Annotated in this window: 28 protein-coding genes and 1 pseudogene; 21 read left to right on the top strand and 8 right to left on the bottom strand. The window is 66.0% G+C overall.

Annotation, left to right across the window (positions count from 1 at the left end):
• The first annotated feature begins 2 nt into the window (after positions 1-2).
• Genes thrC through VF194_RS14635 form a run of 3 tightly spaced genes read left to right on the top strand, consistent with a single transcriptional unit; the run spans position 3 to position 3276 of the window.
• Positions 3-1427, top strand: coding sequence for a threonine synthase (gene thrC / locus VF194_RS14645; RefSeq protein WP_330891918.1), 1425 nt, complete (start codon positions 3-5; stop codon positions 1425-1427).
• The gene (locus VF194_RS14640) at positions 1424-2683 is read left to right on the top strand and encodes a pitrilysin family protein (protein ID WP_330891917.1); all 1260 of its coding nucleotides are present in this window, start codon (positions 1424-1426) and stop codon (positions 2681-2683) included. Before thrC ends, VF194_RS14640 begins: the two co-directional genes overlap by 4 nt.
• A gap of 11 nt (positions 2684-2694) precedes the next feature.
• Positions 2695-3276 (top strand): GNAT family protein, encoded by a 582-nt coding sequence (locus VF194_RS14635; RefSeq protein ID WP_330891916.1) that lies wholly within the window; start codon positions 2695-2697, stop codon positions 3274-3276.
• Between the two features lie 61 nt (positions 3277-3337).
• Here the strand turns inward: VF194_RS14635 and VF194_RS14630 are convergent, their stop codons facing one another.
• Positions 3338-3925, bottom strand: coding sequence for a YqgE/AlgH family protein (locus VF194_RS14630; protein ID WP_330891915.1), 588 nt, complete (start codon positions 3923-3925; stop codon positions 3338-3340).
• Between the two features lie 107 nt (positions 3926-4032).
• Between VF194_RS14630 and VF194_RS14625 the strand changes: the two genes are divergently transcribed.
• Both VF194_RS14625 and VF194_RS14620 read left to right on the top strand, forming a co-directional pair.
• Positions 4033-4836 (top strand): protein-disulfide reductase DsbD domain-containing protein, encoded by an 804-nt coding sequence (locus VF194_RS14625; RefSeq protein ID WP_330891914.1) that lies wholly within the window; start codon positions 4033-4035, stop codon positions 4834-4836.
• Between the two features lie 106 nt (positions 4837-4942).
• Complete coding sequence (locus VF194_RS14620; RefSeq protein ID WP_330891913.1) at positions 4943-5425, top strand: peroxiredoxin; 483 nt, start codon at positions 4943-4945, stop codon at positions 5423-5425.
• A 75-nt stretch (positions 5426-5500) separates the two neighbouring features.
• Here VF194_RS14620 and rnhA read toward each other — a convergent pair whose 3' ends face one another.
• The 3 genes from rnhA to ispH are packed head-to-tail and all read right to left on the bottom strand — an operon-like array spanning position 5501 to position 7928.
• A complete protein-coding gene (gene rnhA / locus VF194_RS14615) occupies positions 5501-5962 on the bottom strand; it encodes a ribonuclease HI (protein WP_330891912.1) in 462 nt (153 codons plus the stop codon).
• A 4-nt stretch (positions 5963-5966) separates the two neighbouring features.
• Entirely contained in the window at positions 5967-6956 is a 990-nt protein-coding gene (locus VF194_RS14610) for a homoserine kinase (RefSeq protein ID WP_330891911.1), read from the bottom strand.
• 9 nt (positions 6957-6965) lie between these two features.
• Positions 6966-7928, bottom strand: a complete 963-nt coding sequence (gene ispH, locus VF194_RS14605) for a 4-hydroxy-3-methylbut-2-enyl diphosphate reductase (RefSeq protein WP_330891910.1) — start codon at positions 7926-7928, stop codon at positions 6966-6968.
• 157 nt (positions 7929-8085) lie between these two features.
• On the opposite strand from ispH, the gene VF194_RS14600 reads away from it, so the two are divergent.
• From VF194_RS14600 to VF194_RS14585, 4 genes are all read left to right on the top strand, one after another.
• Positions 8086-8325, top strand: coding sequence for a CDGSH iron-sulfur domain-containing protein (locus tag VF194_RS14600; RefSeq protein ID WP_330891909.1), 240 nt, complete (start codon positions 8086-8088; stop codon positions 8323-8325).
• A gap of 8 nt (positions 8326-8333) precedes the next feature.
• Positions 8334-8876, top strand: coding sequence for a hypothetical protein (locus tag VF194_RS14595; RefSeq protein WP_330891908.1), 543 nt, complete (start codon positions 8334-8336; stop codon positions 8874-8876).
• 343 nt (positions 8877-9219) lie between these two features.
• Positions 9220-10167, top strand: coding sequence for an IS1595 family transposase (locus VF194_RS14590; RefSeq protein WP_330891907.1), 948 nt, complete (start codon positions 9220-9222; stop codon positions 10165-10167).
• 198 nt (positions 10168-10365) lie between these two features.
• On the top strand, positions 10366-10488 hold the full coding sequence (locus tag VF194_RS14585) for a hypothetical protein (RefSeq protein WP_330891906.1): 123 nt from the start codon (positions 10366-10368) through the stop codon (positions 10486-10488).
• A 188-nt stretch (positions 10489-10676) separates the two neighbouring features.
• Here the strand turns inward: VF194_RS14585 and VF194_RS14580 are convergent, their stop codons facing one another.
• On the bottom strand, positions 10677-11471 hold the full coding sequence (locus VF194_RS14580) for a DUF1828 domain-containing protein (RefSeq protein ID WP_330891905.1): 795 nt from the start codon (positions 11469-11471) through the stop codon (positions 10677-10679).
• Between the two features lie 554 nt (positions 11472-12025).
• On the opposite strand from VF194_RS14580, the gene VF194_RS14575 reads away from it, so the two are divergent.
• On the top strand, positions 12026-12364 hold the full coding sequence (locus VF194_RS14575; protein WP_330891904.1) for a hypothetical protein: 339 nt from the start codon (positions 12026-12028) through the stop codon (positions 12362-12364).
• Positions 12365-12581: 217 nt separating this feature from the next.
• On the opposite strand, the gene VF194_RS14570 is transcribed toward VF194_RS14575, so the two are convergent.
• Positions 12582-12938 carry a DUF1428 domain-containing protein gene (locus VF194_RS14570; protein ID WP_330891903.1) on the bottom strand — a complete coding sequence of 119 codons (357 nt, stop codon included), beginning with the start codon at positions 12936-12938 and terminating at the stop codon, positions 12582-12584.
• A gap of 134 nt (positions 12939-13072) precedes the next feature.
• Here VF194_RS14570 and VF194_RS14565 point away from each other — a divergent pair, with 134 nt between their 5' ends.
• Entirely contained in the window at positions 13073-13531 is a 459-nt protein-coding gene (locus tag VF194_RS14565; protein WP_330891902.1) for a VOC family protein, read from the top strand.
• A gap of 17 nt (positions 13532-13548) precedes the next feature.
• On the opposite strand, the gene VF194_RS14560 is transcribed toward VF194_RS14565, so the two are convergent.
• Both VF194_RS14560 and VF194_RS14555 read right to left on the bottom strand, forming a co-directional pair.
• Positions 13549-14148, bottom strand: coding sequence for a kinase inhibitor (locus tag VF194_RS14560; RefSeq protein WP_330891901.1), 600 nt, complete (start codon positions 14146-14148; stop codon positions 13549-13551).
• Between the two features lie 186 nt (positions 14149-14334).
• A complete protein-coding gene (locus tag VF194_RS14555) occupies positions 14335-14847 on the bottom strand; it encodes a GcrA family cell cycle regulator (protein WP_330891900.1) in 513 nt (170 codons plus the stop codon).
• 192 nt (positions 14848-15039) lie between these two features.
• Here VF194_RS14555 and VF194_RS19865 point away from each other — a divergent pair.
• The 10 genes and pseudogenes from VF194_RS19865 to VF194_RS14510 form a co-directional block, all read left to right on the top strand.
• Positions 15040-15651: pseudogene (locus VF194_RS19865) on the top strand (phytanoyl-CoA dioxygenase family protein); the annotation flags it as partial.
• Positions 15652-15846: 195 nt separating this feature from the next.
• A complete protein-coding gene (gene zwf, locus VF194_RS19860; protein WP_414656112.1) occupies positions 15847-17322 on the top strand; it encodes a glucose-6-phosphate dehydrogenase in 1476 nt (491 codons plus the stop codon).
• Positions 17323-17357: 35 nt separating this feature from the next.
• Positions 17358-18665, top strand: coding sequence for an ActS/PrrB/RegB family redox-sensitive histidine kinase (locus tag VF194_RS14545; protein WP_330891899.1), 1308 nt, complete (start codon positions 17358-17360; stop codon positions 18663-18665).
• Between the two features lie 60 nt (positions 18666-18725).
• Complete coding sequence (locus VF194_RS14540) at positions 18726-19265, top strand: ActR/PrrA/RegA family redox response regulator transcription factor (RefSeq protein ID WP_330891986.1); 540 nt, start codon at positions 18726-18728, stop codon at positions 19263-19265.
• A gap of 8 nt (positions 19266-19273) precedes the next feature.
• Positions 19274-19993 carry a metallophosphoesterase gene (locus VF194_RS14535; RefSeq protein WP_330891898.1) on the top strand — a complete coding sequence of 240 codons (720 nt, stop codon included), beginning with the start codon at positions 19274-19276 and terminating at the stop codon, positions 19991-19993.
• 57 nt (positions 19994-20050) lie between these two features.
• Positions 20051-21508, top strand: coding sequence for a bifunctional D-glycero-beta-D-manno-heptose-7-phosphate kinase/D-glycero-beta-D-manno-heptose 1-phosphate adenylyltransferase HldE (gene hldE / locus VF194_RS14530; RefSeq protein ID WP_330891897.1), 1458 nt, complete (start codon positions 20051-20053; stop codon positions 21506-21508).
• 2 nt (positions 21509-21510) lie between these two features.
• Positions 21511-22686 (top strand): FAD-dependent oxidoreductase, encoded by a 1176-nt coding sequence (locus tag VF194_RS14525; RefSeq protein ID WP_330891896.1) that lies wholly within the window; start codon positions 21511-21513, stop codon positions 22684-22686.
• Positions 22677-23462, top strand: a complete 786-nt coding sequence (locus VF194_RS14520; protein ID WP_330891895.1) for an aldo/keto reductase — start codon at positions 22677-22679, stop codon at positions 23460-23462. Before VF194_RS14525 ends, VF194_RS14520 begins: the two co-directional genes overlap by 10 nt.
• Positions 23455-23901: a hypothetical protein gene (locus VF194_RS14515; RefSeq protein ID WP_330891894.1), complete on the top strand. Its 447-nt coding sequence runs from the start codon at positions 23455-23457 to the stop codon at positions 23899-23901. The genes VF194_RS14520 and VF194_RS14515 overlap by 8 nt, the downstream gene beginning before the upstream one ends.
• Entirely contained in the window at positions 23898-24662 is a 765-nt protein-coding gene (locus tag VF194_RS14510) for a cyclic nucleotide-binding domain-containing protein (protein ID WP_330891893.1), read from the top strand. Before VF194_RS14515 ends, VF194_RS14510 begins: the two co-directional genes overlap by 4 nt.
• The last annotated feature ends 26 nt before the right edge of the window (positions 24663-24688 follow it).

Raw genomic sequence — 24688 nt, 5'->3', positions numbered from 1 at the left:
CCATGCGCTACATCAGCACCCGCGGCCAGGCACCGGCCCTCGATTTCGAAGAAGTCCTCCTGGCCGGACTGGCGACGGATGGCGGCCTTTACGTGCCGGAGACCTGGCCGCAATTCAGCGCCGCCGAATGGCGCGCCATGCGCGGCCTGCCTTACGCCGACGTCGCCTTTCGCATCATCAAGCCTTTCATCGGCGGCTGCATCCCGGACGCGGACCTGCAGCGGATGATCGCGGAATCCTACGCGACGTTCGGGCATCGCGCCGTGGCGCCGCTGCGCCAGATCGAGGCCAATGACTGGCTGCTGGAGCTGTTTCACGGGCCGACGCTCGCCTTCAAGGACGTGGCGCTGCAACTGCTCGGGCGGCTGTTCGACTGGGCGCTGGCCCGCTCGGGCCGCCATGCGACCGTGCTGGGCGCCACATCGGGCGATACCGGCTCGGCGGCCATCGAAGGCTGCCGCGGCCGCCGGAATCTCGACATCTTCATCCTGTTCCCGGAAGGCCGCGTCTCCGAGGTGCAGCGCCGGCAGATGACGACGGTGCCGGATGCCAATGTGCATGCGATCGCGCTGCAGGGAACCTTCGACGACGCCCAGGCGATGGTGAAGACGCTGTTCAACGACGCCGCCTTCCGCGCCGAGGTCGGGCTGACCGCGGTCAACTCGATCAACTGGGCGCGGGTGATGGCGCAGATCGTCTATTACGCGACGGCCTCCCTGGCCCTCGGCGGGCCGGACCGGCCGATGGCCTATTGCGTGCCGACCGGCAATTTCGGCGATATCTTCGCCGGTTACGCGGCGGCGAAAATGGGCCTGCCGGTCGCGAGGCTGATCGTCGCTACCAACCGCAACGACATCCTGGCGCGCTTCTTCGCCGGCGGCGATTATCACAAGGACAAGGTGGTGCCGACCATCAGCCCGAGCATGGATATCCAGGTGGCGAGCAATTTCGAGCGCCTGCTGTTCGACATGCATGGCCGCGATGGCGGCCAGATCCGCGGTCTGATGGCCGATCTCGACAAGAATGGCGGCTTCACGGTTTCGGGCAATGCCCTGGCCGAAAGCCGGCATATCTTTTCGGCCGGCCGCGCCGACGAAGCGGCGACCCGGGCAAGCCTCAGGCGCGCCTTCGAGCGCGGCAATGGCGCGCTGGTCGATCCGCATACCGCCGTCGGCCTGTCGGTTGCGGCGGAGCAGCGCTCAAGCGGCGCCGTGGCGGCGGAGATTCCGCTGATCACGCTGGCCACCGCCGATCCGGCGAAATTCCCCGAGGCCGTTTTCGAGGCGACCGGGCGGCGTCCGGCCCTGCCGCCGCGCATGGCCGACCTGTTCGAGCGGCCGGAGCGCCAGACGGTGCTGCCGAACGATGCGGCGGCCGTCCGCACCTTCATCCTTCAGCATTCACAACGTAGCCGGGTGACGGCATGACGATACGGATCAGCACGCTCCCCAATGGCCTGCGCGTGGTTTCCGAGACCATGCCGCAGGTCAAGACGGCTTCGGTCGGTATCTGGGTCGATGCCGGCGCCCGCGACGAGGCCCCGGAAATCAACGGCGTGGCGCATATGCTCGAGCATATGGCCTTCAAGGGCACCGAGCGGCGCAGCGCGCTGGACATCGCCGAGGAGATCGAGGCCGTCGGCGGCCATCTCAATGCCTTCACCTCGCGCGAGCAGACCGCCTATTACGCCCGCGTCATGGGGGACGATATCGATCTGGCCATCGATATCTTGGCCGACATCTTGCAGCACTCGACCTTCGAGGCTTCGGAACTCGAACGCGAGCGCGAGGTGATCATCCAGGAGATCGGGCAATCGGAAGACACGCCCGACGACATCATTTTCGATCATCTGCAGGAAACCGCCTTCCCCGATCAGGCGCTCGGCCGCGCGATTCTCGGCACCGTCGAGCGCGTCTCGGCGATGCGCCGCGAGGACCTGCAGGGCTTTCTCGGCCGCTTCTATCATGCGCCGAACCTGATCCTGGTGGCCGCCGGCGCCGTCGAGCACGAGCATCTGCTCGCCGCGGCGGAGAAGCTTCTGGCCGGGTTGCAGGCTACGCCGCGGCCGCGGCCGCAGAAGGCCGTCTATCGCGGCGGCGAGAAGCGGGCGGTGCGCGACCTCGAACAGGCGCATGTGGCGATCGCCCTGCCGGGTGTGTCGTTCACCGATCCCGATTATTTCGCCATGCAGGTCTATTCCACCGTGCTGGGCGGCGGCATGTCGTCGCGCCTGTTCCAGGAGGTGCGCGAGAAGCGCGGGCTTGCCTATTCGGTATATGCCTATCCCAGCGCCTATCGCGATGGCGGGCTGCTGACGCTGTATGCCGGCACCGGCGGCGAGAAGCTGGGCGAACTGATGCCGGTGCTTGCCGAGGAACTGGCCAAGATGACGGGGCATGTGGCGGCGGATGAACTCCAGCGCGCCCGGGCGCAGCTCAAGGTCGGCATGGTCATGTCGCTGGAAAGCTCCGGCGCCCGCATCGAGCAGCTTGGCCGCCAGATGCTGGTGTTCGGCCGGCCGCTCGATATCGACGAGGTTCTGGCGGCGATCGATCGCGTCGACGAGGCCGCCGTCCAGCGCGTGGCCGAGCGCGTCCTGCGCACGGCGCCGCCGGCCGTCGCGGCGCTGGGGCCGGTCGGGACGCTGGAAGACTATTCGCGTTTCGCCGCCCGGCTCGGCTAGCAAGACCGCAGATGCTGTTCGGGCGCTTCCTCCCCAGCATGGCCGCTGTGCTCAGCGGGGAGGCGCTTTACCTGCGCCCGCCTTCCGCCTCCGATTACGACGCCTGGGCGATGCTCCGCGCGGTCAGCCGCGATCATCTGCAGCCCTGGGAGCCGACCTGGGCGGAAGATTCGCTCACCCGCGACGGATTCCGCCGCCGGCTCCTCTGGTTCGAGCGGCTGAAACGGCAGGAGCTTGGCGAGGCCTATTTCATTTTCCTGCGCAGCGACGATGCGCTGATCGGCGGCATCACGCTGTCGAACCTGCGCCGCGGCGCCTCGCAATGCGGCGAGCTCGGCTACTGGATCGGCAAGCCGCATAGCGGCAGGGGCCATATGACCGAGGCGCTGCGGCTGATGGTCGGCCATTGCTTCAATACGCTGAAGCTGCATCGGCTGGAAGCGGCCTGCCTGCCGGAGAACGAGCCGAGCCAGAGATTGCTGCGGCATGCCGGCTTCCGTCCGGAAGGCATTCTGCGCGAATATCTGAAGATCAACGGCCGCTGGCGCGACCATCAGCTTTACAGCCGCTTGGCGACGGACCCGCCCGCCTGAACGGGCGCTTCCGCTTGCCGCCATGCCCCGCGCCAGCGGGACGGACAGGCCCGCGCCCGGATCAGGCGTGGCCGGCGATGCTGGCCAGCTTGGCCACGTCGATGCCGATCTTGCGCACCGCCCGTTCCCACAGCGTGTCGAGATCGGAATCGAAGATCAGATCCGGATCGGCGGGCGCCGCCAGCCAGGCATTCTCCTGGATTTCGGCGTCCAGCTGTCCCGGACCCCAGCCGGCATAGCCCAGTGCGAACAGGCTGCGCTGCGGCCCGGTGCCGGTGGCGATCGCGCGCAGCACATCCAGCGTGGCGGTCAGACCGATGCCCATGCTGTCGTCGAGCTTGACGCTGCCCTGGCGCATGTAGTCGGTGGAATGCAGCACGAAGCCGCGCCCGGTTTCGACCGGCCCGCCCAGCCTGACGATGATGTCGTTGTCGACCGCGGGCTCGATGCCGAGCTGGGTCAGCAGGTTGGGGAAGGTGAGGCCGGGATAGGCCTTGTTGATGACGAGGCCCATCGCACCTTCGGCATTGTGCGAGCACATGTAGATGACGGTGCGGGTGAAGCGCGGGTCACCCATTGCCGGCATGGCAACCAGTAACTGCCGCTCCAGATAGCCGGTGATCGCTTTGCCGTCGTCGATATCCGCCATGCCTAGCTCCCACTCTCACCTGAATGTTACTCTTATGGCTCCAGTTGTCCATACGCGCCCTCGTTCCGGCTCTTGCAATTCATGCACCGGCGCCCAGACTTGAGCCCATGAAAAAGCCTTGGCCGCTCTTCGCGCTTTTTGCCGCACTCGCCGTCCTTGCATTGCCCGTTCCGGCCGCAACAGCTGCCGGCCTCGCCGCGCTGTCCGAGCCGGTACGGCTGACGCTGCTGCAGGCGGAGGGCGATCAGGTCGGACTGCTGGTACGGCTGGCTCCGGGATGGAAATTCTACTGGCGTACGCCCGGCGAGGGCGGCGTGCCGCCGAGCTTCGACTGGTCGGCATCGCAGAACCTGGCGGCGGCGGCGGTGAACTGGCCGGCGCCGGAGCGGATCGCGATCGGCGATGTCGATCTCTACGGCTATACCGGCGAAGTGGTGCTGCCGATCGCCATTCAACGTCGGGATGGGACGCTGCCCGTCGATCTGGTGCTGTCCATCGAATACGGCGTCTGCAAGGACATCTGCATCCTGCGCGAGGATCATCTCAGCCATCGCCTGGATCCGAAGGACAAGGCCGCGAATCCGGTCAACGCGGCCCTGCTGGCCGCCTGGCAGGCGCGGGTGCCGCGCCCGGGCCGGGCCAGCGGAGTGCGATTGCTGTCCAGAGAAGTCAGCGGAAGCCGGATGGTCCTGACCCTGGGCAGCGATCAGCTCTTTTCCACCCCCGACCTGTTCGTCGAGGGAGCGCCCGGCGACTGGTTCAGCCGTCCGGAGGTGACGATCTCGGCCGATCGCCATCAGGCGGCATTCGCCTTCACGCTGGCGCCGCCGCAGGCCGCCAAAGGTCCCTTGACCCTGACGCTGGTCGACGGACCGCGGGCTGTAGAGCTTTCGGCAGCAGCGCCCGGGTGAGCCGGAGGCTTGCCGCCGCATCCGTACCGGACCATGTTAATGCCGCCGTTCCGCGCGGCATGTGACGGCCAAACAGCAATAGCAAACTGCAACAGACGAGGAAATCATGACCATCAAGGTTGGCGACCGCATTCCCGATGTCACGGTCTATGTCATGTCCGATCAGGGGCCGCAGGCAATGAAGACCGGCGAGCTGTTCAAGGGCAAGAAAGTGGCATTGTTCGCCTTGCCGGGTGCGTTCACGCCGACCTGCTCGGCCAAGCATCTTCCTGGATTCGTTGAGAAATCCCAGGACCTCAAGGCCAAGGGCGTGGACCTGATCGCCTGCCTGTCGGTCAACGACGCCTTCGTCATGGGCGCCTGGGGCAAGCAGCAGAATACCGGCGACAAGGTGATGATGCTGGCCGACGGCTCGGGCGAATTCACCAAGGCGATCGGCATGGAATTCGATCTGTCGGCGCGCGGCCTCGGCGTGCGCTCGCAGCGCTATTCGATGCTGATCGAGGACGGCGTGGTGAAGACGCTGAACCTGGAAAAGCCGGGCGCCTTCGAAGTCTCCGACGCCAATACCCTGCTGGGCCAGCTCTGATCGCGTCCGACAGCATCGCAACGAGGCCGGCGGGAGCGATTCCGGCCGGCCTTCTTGTTTGAGCGCGAAAGCGGGCTATTCGAGATCGAGGCTGCCGGCGATCTCGGTCGCCGCGGCGCGCGCCAAGACATCGACCCGCTCGTTCTCGACATGGCCGGCATGGCCCTGCACCCATTGCCAGGAAATCCGGTGCGGCTGCGCGGCGGCCTCGAAGCGCTGCCAGAGATCGACATTCTTGACCGGCTTGCGGTCGGCGGTCTTCCAGCCGCGCGCCTTCCAGCTGCGCAGCCACTTGGTGGCGCCGTCGATGACATAGCGGCTGTCGGCGTAGAGCGCGACGATGCAGGGGCGCTTCAGCGCCTCCAGCGCCATGATCGCCGCCGTCAGTTCCATGCGGTTGTTGGTGGTCTCGGGCTCGGCGCCGGTCAGCTCCTTCTCGCTGCCGCGGAAGCGCAGCAGCGCCGCCCAGCCGCCGGGGCCCGGATTGCCCAGGCAGGCGCCGTCGGTGAAAATCTCGACCGTCTCGGGCGCGCCCATCGGATCAGCGTTCGATGCCGTAGGCCGAGGGGCTCTGCACCTGGCGATGGAAGTTCAGCTTCTGCCAGTATTCCATCGGATCCTTCGGCTTGACCATGGCGCCGGCCACCTGGTTCAGCCAGTCATAGAGCCGCGTCAGCAGGAAACGCAACGCCGCGCCGCGCGCGAAGAGCGGCAGGGCCGCGATCTCTTCGCCGCCGAGCTTGCGGACCGCCTGGTATCCCGCCAGCAGGGCCTTGGCCTTGGTGACGTTGAATGCGCCGTCGACCTCGAAGCACCAGGCATTCAGGGCGATCGCCAGGTCATAGGCGAAATAGTCGTTGCAGGCGAAATAGAAATCGATCAGCCCGCTCAGGCGGTCGCCGACGAACAGCGCGTTGTCGGGAAACAGGTCGGCATGGATCACGCCATGCGGCAGCGGCTTGTCGCCGGCGCGGTCGGGAACCGCCGGCCACGTCCGCGCCAGCCAGTCGAATTCCCGGGTCAGGTCCGCTTGCATTCCGGGCCGCACAGTATCGCTGCGCTCGCCGCAGGCCGACAGCAGATGCCGCCAGCCTTCCACGCTCAGGGCGTTCGGCCGGTGCAGCGGGAAATCCCGGCCGGCGAGATGCAGCTGCGCCATGGCGGCGCCGAGCTGCTGGCAATGGCGCGCATTGGGACGTTTCGGCCACACGCCGTTGAGAAAGCTGACGATCGCGCAGGGGCGGCCGGCGATTTCGCGCAAGGCGTTGCCCGCGCGGTCGTGGATCGGCGTCGGGCAGGCCAGGCCCTTGGCGGCCAGATGATCCATCAGGCCGAGGAAATAGGGTAGGTCGGCGCGGTTCACGCGGCGTTCGTAGAGCGTCAGGAAGAAGCTGCCTTTCTCGGTAACGAGAAGATAGTTCGAATTCTCGACGCCCTCGGCGATGCCCTTGTACGACAGCAGGCCGCCAAGCTCGTAATGCTGCAACAGCTCCGCGAGCTGGTCGTCGTCGATTTCGGTATAGACGGCCATGCGTAGCGTTCAGGCGGCGGGGGCGTCGAGCGCGGCCGGCAGCTTGAACTGCACGGCCTCCGAGGCGGTGGCGATTTCGCGGACGGTGACCGCATAGCGCTGGCGGAAGGCCTCGATCACTTCCTCCACCAGGCGTTCGGGCGCGCTGGCGCCGGCGGTGATGCCGACGACGCTCAGGCCCTGCAGGGCGCTCCAGTCGATATCCATGGCGCGCTGCACCAGTTGCGCATGCTTGCAGCCGGCCCGTTTCGCCACCTCGACGAGCCGCAGCGAATTGGACGAATTCGGCGCGCCGATCACCAGCACGGCATCGCAATCGGCGGTGATCGCCTTCACGGCGGCCTGCCGGTTGGTGGTGGCGTAGCAGATGTCCTCCTTTTTCGGATTCTCGATCTGCGGGAAACGCTGCTTCAGCGCGGCGATGATCTCGGCGGTGTCGTCGACCGACAGCGTCGTCTGCGTGATATAGGCGAGCGGCGTCGTCTGCGACAGATCGAGTCTGGCGACATCGGCGACCGTCTCGATCAGGATGACGGCGCCCTCCGGCAGCTGCCCCATCGTGCCGATCACTTCCGGATGGCCGGCATGGCCGATCAGGATGATCTTCCGGCCCTCGCGATAATGGCGCTCGGCGCCGCGATGGACCTTGCTGACCAGCGGGCAGGTGGCGTCGAGATAGAAGAGATTGCGGGCCCGGGCCGCCTCGGGGACCGACTTCGGCACGCCATGCGCCGAGAAGACGACCGGCGCGCCCTGCGGCACTTCGTCCAGCTCGTCGACGAAGATCGCGCCCTTGGCCGCGAGGCTGTCGACCACGAAACGGTTATGGACGATCTCATGGCGCACATAGACCGGCGCGCCGAAGCGCTCCAGCGCCCGTTCGACGATCTGGATGGCGCGGTCGACGCCGGCGCAGAAGCCGCGCGGCGCGGCCAGCACCAGTTCTATCTTCGGGGCGGTGGACGACGTCATCTGCCTGGGCGAATCAATCTTGCCGGATCAAAGGGTTGCGGGCCAAATCGGTTGCAGGTCTGCCGCTTGTCTGCGGCACGGCCCTCTTCTATACAGGATGGGCCCCCGCGAACAGCGGGCAAGCTAATATACTCGACGCGGGAAGGAAAGGCCGTCCATGACCGAGCCTGTAATCGCCCAGAAATCGCCGTATGCGGTGGAAGTCAAGGCGGGAAGGAGCTACTGGTGGTGCGCCTGCGGCAAAAGCGCCAAGCAGCCGTTCTGCGACGGCTCGCACAAGGGCAGCGCATTCGCCCCGGTGGAATACAAGGCGACGGCCGACCGGACGGTCTTCTTCTGCGGCTGCAAGCGCAGCAAGAAAGCCCCACTCTGCGACGGCAGCCATAACAGCCTGTGAGCCTTTCCGTGAAACCATTCTTCGCATTGCGCTCCGCTGGCGTCGCGGCGGCGCTGCTCCTCGGCTTCGGCCTGACCGCCTGCGCGTCGAAGACGGTGAAGCTGCCGCCCTGTCCGCGGGTCGGCATCCTAGGCGATGCGCAGAAGGCGACCCAGTATCGCCCCGGCGGCGGGCGCGACCTGACGGACGTGACCTTCGATACCGAGCTGCTCGATTATAACGGCGAATGCCGCTACGAGGACAAGCAGGCGACCGTGGTGGTGGATTTCGTCCTGCAGGTGGCGGCGACGCGCGGTCCGGCCGCCACCCAGCCGGAAGCCCAGGTGCCCTATTTCGTCGCCGTGGTCGACAAGCAGCAGCATGTCCTCGCCCGGCAGGAATTCGTCGCCCGCGTGCCCTTCAAGGAAGGCCGCCGCCGCGTCGTGGTCGGCGAGGAGCTGGAACAGCGCATTCCGCTGGCCGGGCGCTCGACCGGCGATGTCGAGGTGCTGGTCGGTCTTATCCTGAGCCGCGACCAGCTCGAGAAGAACCGCAAGGAGCGCGGCTTCTAGGCCGCACCGTCCGTGGGCTCTCGGGAGCATGGGACCCTCGGGCAGGCCCGAGGGTGGCGATTTATGTAGGTTATGTAAGCGAGCGCCGCCTTCGCCGCTCCCTCCCTCGTCATTTCGGGCGAGCGGCGCCGTTCCGCCGCGAGACGCGGAATCCCATTTTTCGCACGACGGCTGAATACGCGAGTAACCATCCTGCACGATGTCCGACAGCGGCTCCGTCCTTGAGGAAAATTGCCTCTTGACGGAGAGAACATAGATGGTATATGAGACAGGAATATTGTCCCGATTATATACTTGACTGAACAGACCGGACGGGCTACAAAGGCTCTCAGGAGCTAAAGCCATGACCGACCTGACCAATCCCATCTACACCGACGAAACCGCCGCCCGCCTGCATCTGGAGCAGATCCGCTGGCCGGAAGGTCCGGTCTGCCCCTATTGCGGCGTCACCGATGAGAGCAAGGCGCTGGGCGGTCAAAGCATGGGCGACGGCTGGTTCCATTGCTCCGCCTGCCGCAAGAAGTACACCGTCCGCGTCGGCACCGTTTACGAGCGCAGCCACGTTCCCCTGCATAAGTGGGTACTGGCTACCCATCTGCTTTGCGCCAGCAAGAAAGGCATGTCTGCCCACCAGCTTCACCGCATGCTGGGCGTCACCTATAAGACCGCTTGGTTTATGGCCCATCGCATCCGCGAGAGCATGCGCGATACCACGCCCGGCCCGCTCGGCGGTGAAGGCAAGATTGTGGAAGCAGACGAGACCTACTTTGGCCCCGTTGCTGAGCCGAAGCCCCGCGATCCGCGCAAAGGCCCATATACCAAGGGCGGCAAGTCCGGCCCGTCAAACAAGCGCGCAATCGTCTCGCTCGTGGAGCGCGGTGGCAACGTGCGCTCGTTCCATGTGCCGCAGGCAACCGCGCAGTATGTGACCGCCATCGTCAACGAAAACATCTCGCGTGAAAGCAAGCTGTTTACCGACGAAAGCCGCCTCTACATGAAGCCCGGCAAAGACTTCGCAGAGCATTCCACTGTGGTGCATTCCGCCCGTGAATACGCTCGCGGCGAAGTCCACACCAACACGGTTGAAGGCTTCTTTTCGATCTTCAAGCGCGGCATGCGTGGCGTTTACCAGCATTGCGGCGAGAAGCACCTGCACCGTTATCTGGCGGAGTTTGATTTCCGCTACAACGGCCGCTCGGTTGATGATGACACCCGCGCCGTCCTGTCGCACAAGGGCGCGGAAGGCAAGCGCCTGACCTATCGGCGGACTAACCGCGCCAGCGCCGGTTAGTCAAGCTGCGGTGCGCCGAGCGGTGTACCGCGCACTTTATTTTCAACTCCTGTCGAGTCGTTTGAAAAAATAGGTTGCTTTGCGGGTGACGTAGGGTAACGCTTAATCCTGCGACACGCTCGATTCGTCGATCATCGCCGTTCCTGAGGTCATGCCCTGAAACGGGCGGGGCCATCCCAGGGAAAGGAGGTGATTATCATGGCGAAATTCAAGATTGGTCGTAGCGCTATAGACGGGCGCTTTATGCCGGTCGAGAAGGCCCAACAACAGAAGGAAACTGCTGTTGTTGAGACCATCAAGACCGACAAGAAGGATAAGTAATTAGTCTTCCCGGACTTACTTATCTCGGCTGGGGGCGGCGGTCTTAGGGCCGCCGCCCTTCTTCTTACGTGGGACTGAATCACGCTTTCCTGATTCGTGTAAAGCCTCTTTTTTGTGATGCGGCTTCGGCGGGGTCTGAAGCATCCGCTTCAATACCTCGTCTCGCTTTGCATCGTCAGATTGCTTGATCAATGCACCGTTCCCTGACGGCCAAAAACTTCGCGCTCCAAACGGGTCATGACAGCCAACTTTTCGTCCCTAAATGCCGCAATAGGCATCTCGTTAACGACTCTATTTAGGGTGCGCGCCCTGACCTTTTGGGTATGTGTAGAGTCAACGATTAGAATGACTCGGCATGGCATCGCAGTCTTGTACGTAACGCGGTCGTAAAACAGCAATGCCTCAAGCGCTCTCGTTTCCGAGGTCCCAATGAATACGGCGAGCGGTTCGCGGCCCTCTGCGATGATTGCGATGTCTACGGGATCATCTTTGTACCCTTCCCCGAAGACATAGTCCGTCTCGATTCGAGCACGACCAGCGAAGCTCTCCTTAACCGCGTTCACAACATCGCGCTTAAACGTGTCTTCTACTCGCTCTCGCGTTACGAGCAGGAAGTCTTGTACGCGAAGAAGGAACGCAACGAATTTTACCGCGGCGGCCGGCAGCAGTTCTTCCGCCATGAATTGCGTGTGCAAGACGTTTTCATCCACATCATGAAAAACGCTGTGCTCAGCGCAAAGCTGTGAGAAGGCTTCGCTGCGAGGCCCTCCATCCGAGAAGTCAACGCCCGCCGCTTCCAAGGCGGGCATGGTCTCTCCGTCGTCCTCTAGGCGAGCCATGCCCGGGGTCTTGCGGTCGTAGTTGATGTAGAATCCTACGGCGTCGCCGTCTGGACGGCGGAAAGCTGTGCCTACCGCATAGCCCAGCGGAACCTCGGTTATTCGAAGTTCATCACAGAAGGCTTTGCAAAGCTGCTCCTTCACACCAAGTCTCCGCTTCCGGCGGTGATTCTGAAAAAGGACATTGCCCTCTGGAATGCCTCAGATTCAGAACCGACGCATTTCCCTTCACCGCTTACGCCAGCCGGCCATCGATTCATATGGCGCCGCCGGGCGTCGCTTGTAGCCTCTGACACGTTTCCGGTGAAAACATGACAGTGCCATCCTGGTTCATTTTGGTGCCACTCGTGATCGGCTGCGATAACCATACCACCGGGCAATTCCACCCCGAGCGTAGCCCGGAATATCTGCTTCGAGTAATTGAATAAAATCATTACCCGACAATGAACACCCAAGGCGTCGAACTCGACGAGTCGCCATCTGTAGGCCGGGCCATACTTGAACGCCTTGGACTTGGCTTTGGCCATCGGAAAGCTGGAATACGGAATGCGCCCAGTTGACCATGGGCCAACCGTCACGGCGGTCTTCGCCGCCCGGAGAATCTCCTTCACCCGCATAGCGGGAGATTAACACACCCGCTCTCCCGCCCAACAATTTTCCGGCCCGTTCAGTCAAGTATATAATTGGGAATATTGTCAATGATTTTCTTCTTAGTTCTCATCGACAGCCCCGGAGCCCGCCATGTCCCGGATGAATTACCCGAAGAGGTCGTGGTCGGCTTCGATCCGGACTGGATACTGGAATTCGTCCCCTATGACGGTTTTCCGCGCTGGCGGACGAAGACCGTCGTTCCGATACCCTATATGAGAATAGAGTCGAAAGGCGCAATCTACCCGGCCCGACGTGACGAGCCGGAACGCGTTGTCGACGGGAGCATCGATTTCGCCATCGACCCGAAGAATGAAGGCCACAAGCCCTTCATGCGGGCCTTCTTTTCACTGCTTGGCAAATATTGCTCGAACCGCCATCAGGTCTAAGTCTGGACGCCGGACTACACCATCTCCGATCCGGTCGTCAGCACGAATCTCTGGCTGGGCCATGAGGCGATCCGCTGGGCGCTGGAGAATCCGCAGCGGATCCTCGGTTACCGCCGCCTCTCCGATCCGGGCAAGCCCATGCTCGGGCATGGCGTGCGTCCGGTCGAGCGGTATGGCGCGCGAAGCTGGGCTGACGCCGTGCTATCACGCCAGGTTGTCACTCCACGATGGTCTGGAACCCGCCATAGCACATGCGCTTCGGATCGAACGGCATGTCGTTCGGGTCGCAGGCATCCTTGAGGCGCGGATCGCCGAGCACCTTCTTGTTGACGCGGTCGCGATGGGCGCGCGACTTGAAGACGATGAAGGAGAAGACCGGAACCTCGCCGCGCTTCAGCTTCATCAGCTTGGGGAATGGCAGGCCCATGCCCGGCGAAAGATCCTCGCCGACGCATTCGCGGAAGTCGAGCGCGCCATGCTCGCGCCAGACCTTGCCGGCCAGCGCCGCCATTTTGCGGTAGGCCGCCAGCTTGCGTCTCGGCACCGCCAGCAGGAACCCGTCGACATAGCTCATCGCAGCAAGCCTCATGTTTTGGTGATTGACAGTTACGTTGATATCAACATAATGGTGCGGCGTCAATCGCGGCCCTGCCGCGTCTTGCCTCGCGCCGAACGCAACAACAGCCAGATCTCCAGAGGAGGATCGCCATGCGTCTCAACCCCTATCTGTCCTTCGACGGCAATTGCCGCGAGGCCTTCGCATTCTATGCCGCCGTGCTTGGCGGGCGCATGATGGCGATGCTGACCTGGGCCGACATGCCGGCCGATGCGAAACAGCAGCAGCCGGCCGAGGGCTGCGGCCCGACGCAGATGCCGGCCGACAAGATCATGCATGCCTGCATGGAGATCGACGGCGTGCTGCTGATGGGCGGCGACGCGCCGCCGGGCATGTATCAGAAGCCGGCCGGCGCCACTGTCGCGCTGAACATCGACGATCCGGCCGAGGCTGAGCGCGTCTATAACACGCTGTCGCAAGGCGGCAGCGTCACGATGCCGCTCGGAGAAACCTTCTGGGCGCGGCGCTTCGGCATGTTCACCGACCGCTTCGGGACGCCCTGGATGGTCAACTGCGCCAGAGAGCCCCATGCCGCGCAGGCGGCGGAATAGGGCGCCACGGCGCTGCCTCAGCGGCCGTATTTCGCCGTGATCTGTGCCTTCGCCAGGGTATTGGCATTGAGATAGAAGCCGACCAGGGCGCCGGAGGCGTTGGCATCCAGCGGGATCTTGTCGATCTTCAATGCGAAGACGGTGAGGATGTAGCGATGCGGCTTGTCACCCGGGGGCGGGCAGGCGCCGCCGAAAGCGGCCATGCCGAAATCGGTGCGGCCCTGCTGGGCGCCGGGCGGCAGGCCCTTGCCATCGGCGTTGCCGGCGCCGGCATCGAGCTTGTTCACCGTCGGCGGAATGTTGAACACCGTCCAATGCCACCAGCCGCTGCCGGTCGGCGCATCGGGATCGTAGATGGTGACCGCAAAGCTCTTGGTGCCGGCCGGCGCGCCGCTCCAGGAGAGCGCCGGCGAGACATTGCCGCCATCGCAGCCGAAGCCCTTGAAGACATGCTCCACCGGCAGCGACTTGCCGGCCTGAAAACTCGGGCTCGTCACCTTGAAGGCGTTTTTCGCCTTCTGCGCCGCCGCCATCGGCGCGGCGGCGCCGAGAACGAACGCTCCCAACGCGATCAGCCCCAGCTTCAGCAGCGCGGACTTGAAGACCCGTCTGGCCATTGCTTCCTCCCCAGTGTCTGCCCAGTCTCTGCCCAGTCCCTGTTCCGGGCCCCGGCCCGGCTGGCGGGATTATAGAAGGCCGCCGCGGCGGGCAGGAAAAAGATTCGTCAGCCTGCAAGGCAGGGGCAAAGAAAAGGCCCGGCGGAGGAGACCGCCGGGCCGTTTGCAATCCGGAACGTCGCGGCGTCAGGCGGCGTTGACCGCCTTGACCGCCTCGACGGCGCTCTCCGGATTCCAATTGGTATAGGCCATTGCGCAATGCTGGGCGCAATAGGGCTTGCCCGGCAGGGCCACGTGCTCGCAGAAGTCGAATTCTGCGCTTTTCGGATCGCCGATCGGCCATTTGCAGCGCGGCCCGCTGGACGGCTGCAGCGCCGCCAGCATGGCTGCCGTCAGCTGCGGCTGGGGCGCGGCGGTGCCGGCCGTGCTATCCTGGCGCATCGCCGCCGGCTCCTGCTTCACCTGTACCGGCGCCCTCGGCGCGGCGGGTGCCGCCGCGTGATGACTAACCGCCGGCCGCGGCTGGGCAGGCTTTTCGCTGCGCATGATCGGCGAGGCCCGCTTGGCCAGGCCGATCCGGTGGGCCTTGCCGACCACCGCATTCCGGGTCATGCCGAGCGCCTTGCCGATCTGGGTGATCGACTGGCCGCTTTCCCAGAGTTGAACCAGAAGCTTTACCTTCTCGTCCGTCCACACCATATCTAGCCCCCGTATCTGGACTGAGACGCTAGATGGAGTAATGCCTTATTTTGCCGCCCGGTCAACCGGACTCTGGCCTTATCCACAAGAATCTGGCTCGGCGCCGCGCGTAAGGCCTGCCAGAACGGGGACGACTCGGAATTATCCCCAATGATGGCCTACCCAGACCCGACTTAGGACTGGCAGGCCCGCCTGCCGGACCCGGCCAGGCTGCAGCGGGACTACGACCGGGATGGCTACGCCGTCGTGCGCGGCCTGTTCGCTCCGTCCGAGGTGGCGGCGATCGCGGCAGCCTTCGATCGGCTCTATGCCGAGAGTTTGAGTCTTGGCCGCAGCTTCCGCCATGGCAACCTGCTGTTCCGGCTCGGCGCGGATCCGGCGCTGGGCCGCATCGTCCGCATGGTGCAATGGCCCTCCTGGCGCGACGGGCTGCTGAACGCGGTGCGGCTGGATGCGCGGCTGCTGGCGCTGCTGCGGCCGCTGCTGGGCGGCGACCTCAAGCAGATCATCAATCAGCTGCACTGGAAGCCGCCGGGCGCCGCCAGGGTCGATTTCGCCTATCACCAGGATTGCCGTTTCCGCCGCCCGGCCAGCGGCGTGATGCGCATCCTGCCGGGCAGCCATACGGGCGGCGATCTCGGCCTCGGCGGCGACGGGCCGATCCTGGACCAGACGATGCAGGACGAGGCGCTGCGGCGGGCCGGGCTCGATCCCGCCGATGCGGCCGATCTGGTGCTGGCGCCCGGCGACGTGGCGCTGTGGTCGCCCTATCTGGTGCATGGCTCGGGCGCGAATGCGACCCGGGCCGATCGCCGCCTCTACATCAACGGCTATGCCGCCGCCGCCGATTGCGACGCGGGGAATGGGCTTTCCGTGCCGGCCTGCCGCAGCCGCTCGGGCCCAGGCCCGCGCTGGTGCATTACGAGGCGCTGCACGAACGGCCTGAGCCGCATTTCCTCGAGGATTGAAGCATCGCCCGGAGCATGTAACCCTAGAGGCATGAGACATCCGAGCGGCAGTTTCTCCTTCGACCTCGTCATCTTCGGCGCCACCGGCGATCTGTCGCTGCGCAAGCTGATCCCGGCACTCTACCAGCGCGATGCCGCCGGGCAACTGGAAAGCGATGCGCGCATCTTCGCGGTCGCCCGCGCCAGCCATTCCGACGACGAGTTCCGCGCCATCGCCCGCGGCGCCCTGCAGGAGCATGTGCCGGCGGCGGAACTGAACGCCGAGCAGGTCGAGCGCTTCGCCGCCCGCATCCACTATCTCAGCCTGGACGCCTCCCATGCCGGCGATTACCAGCGTCTGGCCGCCGCGCTCGATGGCGGGCCGGAGCGCATCGTCGTCTTCTATCTCGCCATGGCGCCGCGCTTCTTCGGCGCGGTCTGCCAGAATCTCGCCGCCGCCGGGCTGAACCGGCCGGAAGCCCGCGTCGTGCTGGAAAAACCGATCGGCCAGGATCTCGCCTCGGCGCAGGCGATCAACCGCGCGGTCGGCCATGCCTTCCCGGAAGAGCGCATCTTCCGCATCGACCATTACCTCGGCAAGGAGACGGTGCAGAACCTGATGGCGCTGCGTTTCGCCAATGCGCTGTTCGAGCCGATCTGGCATCGCGGCGTGGTCGACCATGTGCAGGTCACGGTGGCCGAGAAGATCGGCGTCGAAGGCCGCGCCGGCTATTACGACCAGGCCGGCGCGCTGCGCGACATGATCCAGAACCATCTGCTGCAACTGCTCTGCCTGGTGGCGATGGAGCCGCCGAATGCCTTCAGCGCCGATGCGGTACGCGACGAGAAGCTGAAGGTGCTGCAGGCGCTGCGGCCGCTGACCGAGCGGTCGGTCGCGACCCATACCGTGCGCGGCCAGTATCGCGCCGGCGCCGTCGATGGCGTCGCCGTGCCCGGCTATGCCGAGGAGGTCGAGGATCACGCCACCACCACCGAGACTTTCGTCGTGGTCAAGGCCGATGTCGAAACCTGGCGCTGGGCCGGCGTGCCGTTCTACCTGCGCACCGGCAAGCGGCTGCCGCAGCGCCGCTCGGAGATCGTCGTGCAGTTCCGCCCGGTGCCGCATCTGATCTTTCCTGGCGTGGCGAGCGAGATGGTGCCGAACCGGCTGGTCATCCGCCTACAGCCCGACGAAGGCATCTCGCTGCACATGATGACCAAGGTGCCGGGGCCCGGCGGCATGCGGCTGCGCCAGGCGCCGCTGAACCTGAGCTTCGCCGATACCTTCCGCGGCCGCCAGGCCGATGCCTACGAGCGGCTGCTGATGGATGTGGTGCGCGGCAACCCGATGCTGTTCATGCGCAATGACGAGGTCGAGTCCGCCTGGCGCTGGGTCGAGCCGATCCTGGCCGGCTGGCAGGCGCAGGGCGATGCGCCGAAGCCCTATACCGCCGGCAGCTGGGGGCCCTCGGCCGCCATCGGCCTGATCGAGCGCGACGGCCGCACCTGGCACGAAGACATGCGATAGAGTGGTGCCTTCATCCTGACGGGGAAACTTTTCTGATGGCAGCCCTCCTCGAGACGTTGCGCGACCGCCTCGGCCCGCATCTGGTCGCCGCCGAGGATGCGGGCGGGCGGGTCCGCCTGCAGACGCTGGTGCTGCTGCGCTGGATCGCCATCGCCGGGCAGTTGCTGGCGATCCTGTTCGTGCATTTCGGCCTCGATTTCCACCTGCCGCTGCTGCCCGCCCTGGCGGTGGTGGGGATTTCGGCGCTGCTCAACATCATGCTGTTCGTGGTCTATCCGACCGCCAAGCGTCTCACCGAGATGGGCGCGGCCGGCTATCTCGCCTTCGACCTGCTGCAGCTTTGCGTCTTGCTGTTCCTGACCGGCGGCGTCGACAATCCGTTTTCCGTGCTGATCCTGGTGCCGGTCACGGTTTCGGCGACGATCCTCTCGCTGCGCTCCACCGTGATGCTCGGCGGCCTGGCCTTCGTTCTGGCGGCGCTGCTGACGCTCTATCACTATCCGCTGCCCTGGGGCGAAGGCTCGGCGATCCAGTTGCCGGCCACCTATCAATGGGGCACCTTCCTGGCGCTCACCTTGGGCACGCTGTTCATCGCGGCCTATGCCTGGCAGGTGGCCGAGGAAGCGCGGCGCATGTCGGACGCCCTGGCGGCGACCCAGATGGCGCTCGCCCGCGAGCAGCAGGTTTCGGCCCTGGGCAGCCTCGCCGCCGCCGCCGCGCATGAACTCGGCTCGCCGCTGGGGACCATCGCCGTCGTCGTGCGCGAGATGCGCAGCGATGTCGAGCCGGGCAGTCCGCTCGCCGAGGATGTCGCCCTGCTGCAGAGCCAGGTCGAGCGCTGCCGCGAAATCCTGGCGCGGCTGGCGCGGCGTCCCTCTGACGAGGCCGATGCGCAGACCTTCACCGATCTCGGCATCGCCAACCTGGTCGAGATGGCGGCGCAGCCCTGGCGGCGCGCCGCCATCGCCTTCGACATCGAGCCGAAGGGGGCGGGCGAGCCGCCGATCCTGCCGCGCCGGCCGGAGATCATCCATGGTCTCAGCAATCTGCTGCAGAACGCGATGGAATTCGCCCGCAGCCGCGTTGCCGTCCATATCAACTGGAACGAGCGGACGGTCAGCCTGGACATCCTCGATGACGGCCCCGGCCTGAATGTCGACATCCTCTCGGCCCTGGGCGAGCCCTATGTGACCAGCCGGCCCGACAGCGGCGGCATGGGCCTGGGCGTCTTCATCGCCAAGAACCTGCTGCATCGCAGCGGCGCGACGGTGGCATTTGCCAACCGGGTCGAGGGCGGCACGCGGGTCACCGTCACCTGGCCGCGTTCGGCTTTGGGCAAGTAGTTCGACCGGCCGGCGGCGAGGGTTGCACGCCCGTGGCGGTGGAGTACATTCTTGGGTTCGATGAACGAGACCGCATCTAATAATACGTTGCTGATCGTGGACGATGACGAGCCGCTGCGCCTGCGGCTGGCGCGCGCCATGGAAAAGCGGGGGTATCAGGTGCAGACCGCCGAGAGCGTCGCTGTCGGCATCCAGATGGCCCGGGCCCGGCCGCCGGCCTATGCCGTGGTCGATTTGCGGCTCGCCGACGGCAACGGGCTGGATGTGGTCAGCGCCATCCGGCAGGCGCGGCAGGATGCCCGCATCGTCATGCTGACCGGCTACGGCAATATCGCCACGGCGGTCGCCGCGGTGAAGGCCGGCGCCGTCGATTATCTGCCCAAGCCGGCCGATGCCGACGATGTCGATCGCGCGCTCAAGGTCGGCAATGCCGCACATCCGCCGCCGCCGGACGAGCCGATGTCGGCCGAGCGCGTCCGCTGGGAGCATATCCAGCGGGTCTTCGAACTCTGCGACCGCAACGTGTCCGAAACCGCGCGCCGCCTGAAGATGCACCGCCGCACGCTGCAGCGCATCCTCGCCAAGCGCTCGCCGCAATAGGATCAGCCATGCTGCTGCAGGAGGCCAGGCTACCGCCCGGGCTCCGCATTTACGCGATCGGCGATATCCATGGCCGCCTCGATCTGCTCGAACGGCTGCACGGCCTGATCGAAGCTGACATGGCGAGCGGCGCGCCGAGCGAAACCGTCATCGTCTATCTGGGCGACTATATCGACCGCGGGCCGGACTCCGCCCAGGTGATCGACCGGCTCAGCCGCTCGCGGCCCTCGGGCATCGAGACCGTGCCGCTGCTCGGCAATCACGAAGCGATGATGCTGGAATTCCTCGATGCGCCCTATAGCGGCTCGCTCTGGCTGGCGAATGGCGGCGACGCGACCCTGCGCAGCTATCATGTCCGCGTGCCGCAATCCTATGACGAGCTGCTGATCACCCAGCGGGCGCTGCGCGGCGCCCTGCCGCGGCATCACTGGAAATTCCTGGAGGGCCTGCCTGCCGGGCGCCGCTTCGGCGATTACCTGTTCGTCCATGCCGGCATCAAGCCCGGCCTGCCGCTCGACCGTCAGGCGCGCGAGCATATGATCTGGATCCGCGATTCCTTCCTCGATTCCGAGATTGATCACGGCATGGTGGTGGTGCATGGCCATACCGTGGTGCATGAGGTGGAATGGCGCCCGAACCGGATCGGCATCGATACCGGCGCCTATACCACGGGCCGGCTCACCGCCCTGGTGCTGGAGGGCGACAGCCGGCGTCTGCTGCAGACGTAGCGTTCCGCCCGGGCATTCAGGCCTAGCATTCAATCCCCCGGCGGTGTATCGAAAGCCATGTCCGATCTGACCCCCGATCTGGCCGATTTCACCGGCGCCCGCGTTCTGATCGTCGGCGACGTGATGCTGGACCGTTTCGTCTATGGCGATGTGGCCCGCATTTCGCCGGAAGCGCCGATTCCGGTGATGCAGGCCGAACGCGACATCGTCATGCCGGGCGGCGCCGGCAACGTGGCGCGCAACGTCGCCGCGCTGGGCGCCGCCGCCGTGCTGATCGGACTGGTCGGCGACGATGCCGCCGCCGACGAACTGAACGAGGTGCTGGCGCTGGAGCCGGGCGTTTCGGCGCAGCTTGTCGTGGACGAGAGCCTGCGCACCACCGAAAAGAGCCGCTTCATCGGCAGCCGTCAGCAATTGCTGCGCGTCGATCGCGAAAGCCGCAAGACCCCGCGGCCGGAAAGCCTGTCGGCGCTGGCCGAAGCCGCCATCGAGGCGATGGACGATTGCGGCGCGGTAGTGCTGTCGGACTACGCCAAGGGCGTGGTGTCCGACACGGTGATCAAGGCGATCCTCGCGGCGGCCGCGCAGCGCGGCAAGCCGGTGCTGGTCGATCCCAAGGGCGCCGACTACCGCCGCTATCGCGGTGTCACGCTGGTCACGCCGAACCGCCAGGAGGCGGCGCTGGCCACGGGCCTGCCCTGCGACGCCGATGACAGCGTGGTGCAGGCCGGCGAGAAGCTGTTGAAGGAATGCGGGATCGGCAATGTGCTGATCACGCGCGGCGCTGCCGGCATGAGCCTCTTGCAGGGCGGCGCGGCGGCACCGCTGCATCTGGCGGCGGAAGCGCGCGAGGTTTTCGACGTCTCCGGCGCCGGCGATACCGTGGTCGCCACCATGGCGGCGGCAATCGCCATGGGCCGCAGCCTGCCGCAGGCCGCAAGGCTCGCCAATGCCGCGGCGGGCATCGTGGTCGGCAAGGTCGGCACGGCCGTGGTGCATCCCGACGAGCTGCGCGCCGCGTTGCACATGCCCGATCCGCATGGCATCGACGCCAAGCTGGTCAACCGCAAGCAGGCCAAGGAGCGTGTCGATCTCTGGCGCAGCCGCGGCGAGCGGATCGGCTTCACCAATGGCGTCTTCGACCTGCTGCATCCGGGGCATCTGGCCTTGCTGAGCGAGGTGCGCGCGCAATGCGACCGGCTGATCGTCGCGATCAACGCCGACGCCTCGGTCAAGAAACTGAAAGGACCGGCCCGCCCGGTCCAGGACGAGCGCCATCGCGCGCTGGTGCTGGCGGCGCTGTCGCTGGTCGATCTGGTGGTCATCTTCGCGGAGGACACGCCGATCCCGCTGCTGGAACTGCTGAAGCCGGACTTGCTGGTCAAGGGCGGCGATTACAGCATCGATCAGGTGGTCGGCGCCGATATCGTGCGCGCCTATGGCGGCGAAGTCCGCGTCTCGCGCCATGTCGCCGGCCAAAGCACGACGGCGACGATCGAGAGGCTGCGGAGCTAGGGATGGCGGATGCCGTTCCGGTCCGCGTCGATGTCGCCATCCTGGGCGGCGGCATCGCCGGCCTGTGGCTGCTGGCGCGGCTGGAAAAGGCCGGCTACAGCGCGCTGCTGCTGGAGAGCCGCTCGCTCGGCGCCGGGCAGACGCTCGCCTCGCAGGGCATCATCCATGGCGGGCTGAAATACGCGCTCGATCTGAAGCTGGGCCAGGACAGCCAGGCCCTGGCCGACATGCCGCAACGTTGGCGCGCCTGCCTGAACGGCGGAGGCGAGATCGATCTGCGCGCCGCTAAGATCGCGGCGGAACGGCATCTTTTCTGGGCGCGGCGCACGCTGGCCAGCCGCATCGGCAGCTTTTTCGGCAGCAAGCTGCTGCATGGCCGCGTCGATGCCCTGCCTGCCGGGCAATGGCCGGACGCCTTGCGCGATCCCGATCGTGTCGGCGCAGTTTACGCGTTGGACGAGATGGTGCTCGACGTGCCGAGCCTGCTCAGGACGCTGGCCCAGCCGCGCTGGCAGCGCATCAAGAAAATCGCGCCGGATTTCCGGATCGCCGAGGATGGCCTGACGGTGCAGGGCGACGACGGCCGCGTGTATGGCATCCAGGCGCAGGCAATGATCGCCACCGCCGGCGCCGGCAACGAAACCGTCCTCGCGCAACTGAAGCAGCCGCCGGCATCGGCGCAGCGAAGGCCGCTGCATATGCTGCTGGTCGAGCATGCGCCAGCGCCGCTCTGGGCGCATTGCTTCGACGCCGGCGACAAGCCGCGCGTGACCATCACCACGCATCGGCGCCAAGACGGCGTGCTGGTCTGGTATGTCGGCGGCCTGATCGCGGAAAATGGCGTGCGGCAAGGCGAAGCCGAGCTGATCGCCGCGGCGCGGCAGGAATTCGCCACGCTGCTGCCGAAGCTCGATCTCAGCCGCTGCCGCTTCGCGGGCCATCGCGTGGATCGCGCCGAGGGCGCCACGGAAGATGGCCGCAAGCCGGAAGGACCGGTGCTGAAACGGATCGGCCATCTGCGCGTTGCCTGGCCGACCAAGCTGGCGCTGGCGCCGCAACTGGCCGACATGGCGCTGGCCGATCTGCCGCCCCCGTCGGGGAGGGCTGCGGCTGTTCCCGCCGAATGGGCAGCGCCCGGCTTCGCGCTTCCGCCCTGGGAGAGCGCGTCATGGAAATGAGGCCGCTGGGCAGCACGGGCATCGCGGTCAGCCTGCTCGGGCTGGGCACGGTGAAATTCGGCCGCAATGAAGGCGTGAAATATCCGCGCGGTTTCGATCTGCCGGACGACAAAGCCGTGGTCGCCTTGCTGGAACAGGCGCGGGTCCTGGGCATCAATCTGCTGGATACCGCGCCCGCCTATGGCAGCAGCGAAGAACGCATCGGCGCGCTATTGCCGGGCCGCCGCGAAGACTGGGTGATCGTCACCAAGGCCGGCGAGGATTTCCAGGCCGGCCGGTCGTCCTTCGATTTCTCGCCGGCGGCGATCAGGGCTTCGGTCGAGCGCAGCCTGCGCCGGCTGCGTACCGATTATCTTGATGCCGTGCTGCTGCATTCCGACGGCATCGGCGAGGATGGCGACCGTTTCCTGCCGGCAGCCGAGGCCCTGGCCGGGCTTAAAGGCCAGGGCAAGCTGCGCGCCACCGGCTTTTCCGGCAAGACGGTCGCCGGCGCTCTCAAGCTGTTGAGTTGCGTCGATGTGCTGATGGTGACGTATAATCCCGGTCAGCGTGACGAGGCTGCCGTCGTCGCGGCGGCGGCACAGGCCGGCAAGGGCATCCTGGTGAAAAAGGCGCTGGCCAGCGGCCATGTCGCCGATCCGGCCAGGGCCTTGGCCGAGGCGGCGGCCTTGCCCGGCGTTTCCAGTATTGTCGTCGGCACGCTGTCGGCCGACAATCTGCGCCGCAATGCCGAGGCGGTGGCCGGCGCAGACGGAAGGGGTGAAGGGCATGGATGAAACTCCAGGACGCGAAGCCGACGCAGCCGAGCAGGAATTCCTCTCCTTCGGCTGGGAAGCGGCGAGCTTCACCCTGCCCGGAGCCGAGGAGGGGCAGCATGCCGCAGCCGGATTCCGCAAGGGCGATTTCGGCGCCTTCCGCCGGGGCGACGCCTGGGTGGTGCTGGCCGTGCCGGCCAGGCTGGTGCTGGGCCAGTTGCCGAGCGTATCCGCCGTGCGCCGCTTCGTTGCCAAGAGCGCGGGTTTCCCGGCCCAGCCCAACGGCGCGATCATCGGCGCTGCGCGCCAGGCCATGCTGCAGGCCGTCGAGGAAGAATTGTCGCTTGCCCGTCAGGCGGCGCAGCAGCTCGAAGCCAAGATCGACGATCTGATGGGCAGCATCGACGACATCCGCGCCAAGGCGATCCTGTTCAGCCGCGACGACGAACGCGACGAATGACCGAGGACGCCGCCCAGGACTTCAGCTTCGATCGCGGCGCCCTGCTGCTGCGCGAAGGCGATCAGGGCGATTTCTGCTATCTGATCCTGTCCGGCAGGGTCGAGGTCTTCCGCAACACGGCGAAAGGCAGGGCCAGGCTCGCCGAGCTCGGCGAAGGCGGCGTGGTCGGCGAAATGGCGCTGATCGATCCGGCGCCGCGTTCGGCCAGCGTGGCCGCGCTCGAGCCGACGCAATGCCGCCGCATCAATGGCGCGGCCTTGGAGCGGGCGCTGGCCGCCTCGCCGCCGCTGGTGCGCTACATGCTGCAGACCCTGATCCGCCATATCCGTTTCGCCTCCGGGAGCGCCACGACGATGCCGTCACCGGTCCTGAGCAGCGGCGAGATGATGGCGCTGGTGCAGTCGGAACGCAGCGCGATGCGGGTGCTCGACCGCAAGGTCTTTGCCGCCGGCGAGGTGATCTTCCGCGCCGGCCAGCCGAGCTACAGCGCCTATCTGATCCAGAGCGGCCGGGTCGATCTGGTGCGGCAGCGGGACGACGGCTCGGAGGAGAAGCTGCGCAGCGTCGGCGCCGGCGAGGTGCTCGGCGAGTTGTCGCTGCTGACCGACGGCGTGCGCCTCGCCACGGCGATCGCCCGCGAAGCCACGGCCTGCGAGCAGATCGGCGCCGCCCAGTTCAAGGCCCTGGTCAATGCCGCGCCGGCCATCGTGCGGGCGCTGATCCGGATCTATGCCGGGATCGTGCTGCGTCCGATCAGTTAAACATGGCCGCCGCCCGGCCCGGCATT

The sequence above is a fragment of the Ferrovibrio sp. genome (assembly GCF_036381655.1).
In the GTDB taxonomy this organism is placed as follows: domain Bacteria; phylum Pseudomonadota; class Alphaproteobacteria; order Ferrovibrionales; family Ferrovibrionaceae; genus Ferrovibrio.
Note: the sequence above shows the minus strand (reverse complement) of the source record. Positions and strands in the feature narration are given on the sequence as shown.

What these genes read in the sequence shown, in the direction of transcription:
- VF194_RS14620 (WP_330891913.1), top strand. Translation starts at nt 4,943, where the DNA reads ATGACCATCAAGGTTGGCGACCGCATTCCCGATGTCACGGTCTATGTC.
- VF194_RS14545 (WP_330891899.1), top strand. Translation starts at nt 17,358, where the DNA reads ATGGCAGCCCTCCTCGAGACGTTGCGCGACCGCCTCGGCCCGCATCTG.
- zwf (WP_414656112.1), top strand. Translation starts at nt 15,847, where the DNA reads ATGAGACATCCGAGCGGCAGTTTCTCCTTCGACCTCGTCATCTTCGGC.
- thrC (WP_330891918.1), top strand. Translation starts at nt 3, where the DNA reads ATGCGCTACATCAGCACCCGCGGCCAGGCACCGGCCCTCGATTTCGAA.
- VF194_RS14515 (WP_330891894.1), top strand. Translation starts at nt 23,455, where the DNA reads ATGGATGAAACTCCAGGACGCGAAGCCGACGCAGCCGAGCAGGAATTC.
- VF194_RS14640 (WP_330891917.1), top strand. Translation starts at nt 1,424, where the DNA reads ATGACGATACGGATCAGCACGCTCCCCAATGGCCTGCGCGTGGTTTCC.
- VF194_RS14510 (WP_330891893.1), top strand. Translation starts at nt 23,898, where the DNA reads ATGACCGAGGACGCCGCCCAGGACTTCAGCTTCGATCGCGGCGCCCTG.
- VF194_RS14555 (WP_330891900.1), bottom strand. Translation starts at nt 14,847, where the DNA reads ATGGTGTGGACGGACGAGAAGGTAAAGCTTCTGGTTCAACTCTGGGAA.
- VF194_RS14525 (WP_330891896.1), top strand. Translation starts at nt 21,511, where the DNA reads ATGGCGGATGCCGTTCCGGTCCGCGTCGATGTCGCCATCCTGGGCGGC.
- VF194_RS14635 (WP_330891916.1), top strand. Translation starts at nt 2,695, where the DNA reads ATGCTGTTCGGGCGCTTCCTCCCCAGCATGGCCGCTGTGCTCAGCGGG.
- VF194_RS14570 (WP_330891903.1), bottom strand. Translation starts at nt 12,938, where the DNA reads ATGAGCTATGTCGACGGGTTCCTGCTGGCGGTGCCGAGACGCAAGCTG.
- VF194_RS14590 (WP_330891907.1), top strand. Translation starts at nt 9,220, where the DNA reads ATGACCGACCTGACCAATCCCATCTACACCGACGAAACCGCCGCCCGC.
- VF194_RS14630 (WP_330891915.1), bottom strand. Translation starts at nt 3,925, where the DNA reads ATGGCGGATATCGACGACGGCAAAGCGATCACCGGCTATCTGGAGCGG.
- VF194_RS14610 (WP_330891911.1), bottom strand. Translation starts at nt 6,956, where the DNA reads ATGGCCGTCTATACCGAAATCGACGACGACCAGCTCGCGGAGCTGTTG.
- VF194_RS14540 (WP_330891986.1), top strand. Translation starts at nt 18,726, where the DNA reads ATGAACGAGACCGCATCTAATAATACGTTGCTGATCGTGGACGATGAC.
- hldE (WP_330891897.1), top strand. Translation starts at nt 20,051, where the DNA reads ATGTCCGATCTGACCCCCGATCTGGCCGATTTCACCGGCGCCCGCGTT.
- VF194_RS14585 (WP_330891906.1), top strand. Translation starts at nt 10,366, where the DNA reads ATGGCGAAATTCAAGATTGGTCGTAGCGCTATAGACGGGCGCTTTATG.
- VF194_RS14565 (WP_330891902.1), top strand. Translation starts at nt 13,073, where the DNA reads ATGCGTCTCAACCCCTATCTGTCCTTCGACGGCAATTGCCGCGAGGCC.
- rnhA (WP_330891912.1), bottom strand. Translation starts at nt 5,962, where the DNA reads ATGGGCGCGCCCGAGACGGTCGAGATTTTCACCGACGGCGCCTGCCTG.
- VF194_RS14625 (WP_330891914.1), top strand. Translation starts at nt 4,033, where the DNA reads ATGAAAAAGCCTTGGCCGCTCTTCGCGCTTTTTGCCGCACTCGCCGTC.
- VF194_RS14575 (WP_330891904.1), top strand. Translation starts at nt 12,026, where the DNA reads ATGATTTTCTTCTTAGTTCTCATCGACAGCCCCGGAGCCCGCCATGTC.
- ispH (WP_330891910.1), bottom strand. Translation starts at nt 7,928, where the DNA reads ATGACGTCGTCCACCGCCCCGAAGATAGAACTGGTGCTGGCCGCGCCG.
- VF194_RS14600 (WP_330891909.1), top strand. Translation starts at nt 8,086, where the DNA reads ATGACCGAGCCTGTAATCGCCCAGAAATCGCCGTATGCGGTGGAAGTC.
- VF194_RS14560 (WP_330891901.1), bottom strand. Translation starts at nt 14,148, where the DNA reads ATGGCCAGACGGGTCTTCAAGTCCGCGCTGCTGAAGCTGGGGCTGATC.
- VF194_RS14520 (WP_330891895.1), top strand. Translation starts at nt 22,677, where the DNA reads ATGGAAATGAGGCCGCTGGGCAGCACGGGCATCGCGGTCAGCCTGCTC.
- VF194_RS14535 (WP_330891898.1), top strand. Translation starts at nt 19,274, where the DNA reads ATGCTGCTGCAGGAGGCCAGGCTACCGCCCGGGCTCCGCATTTACGCG.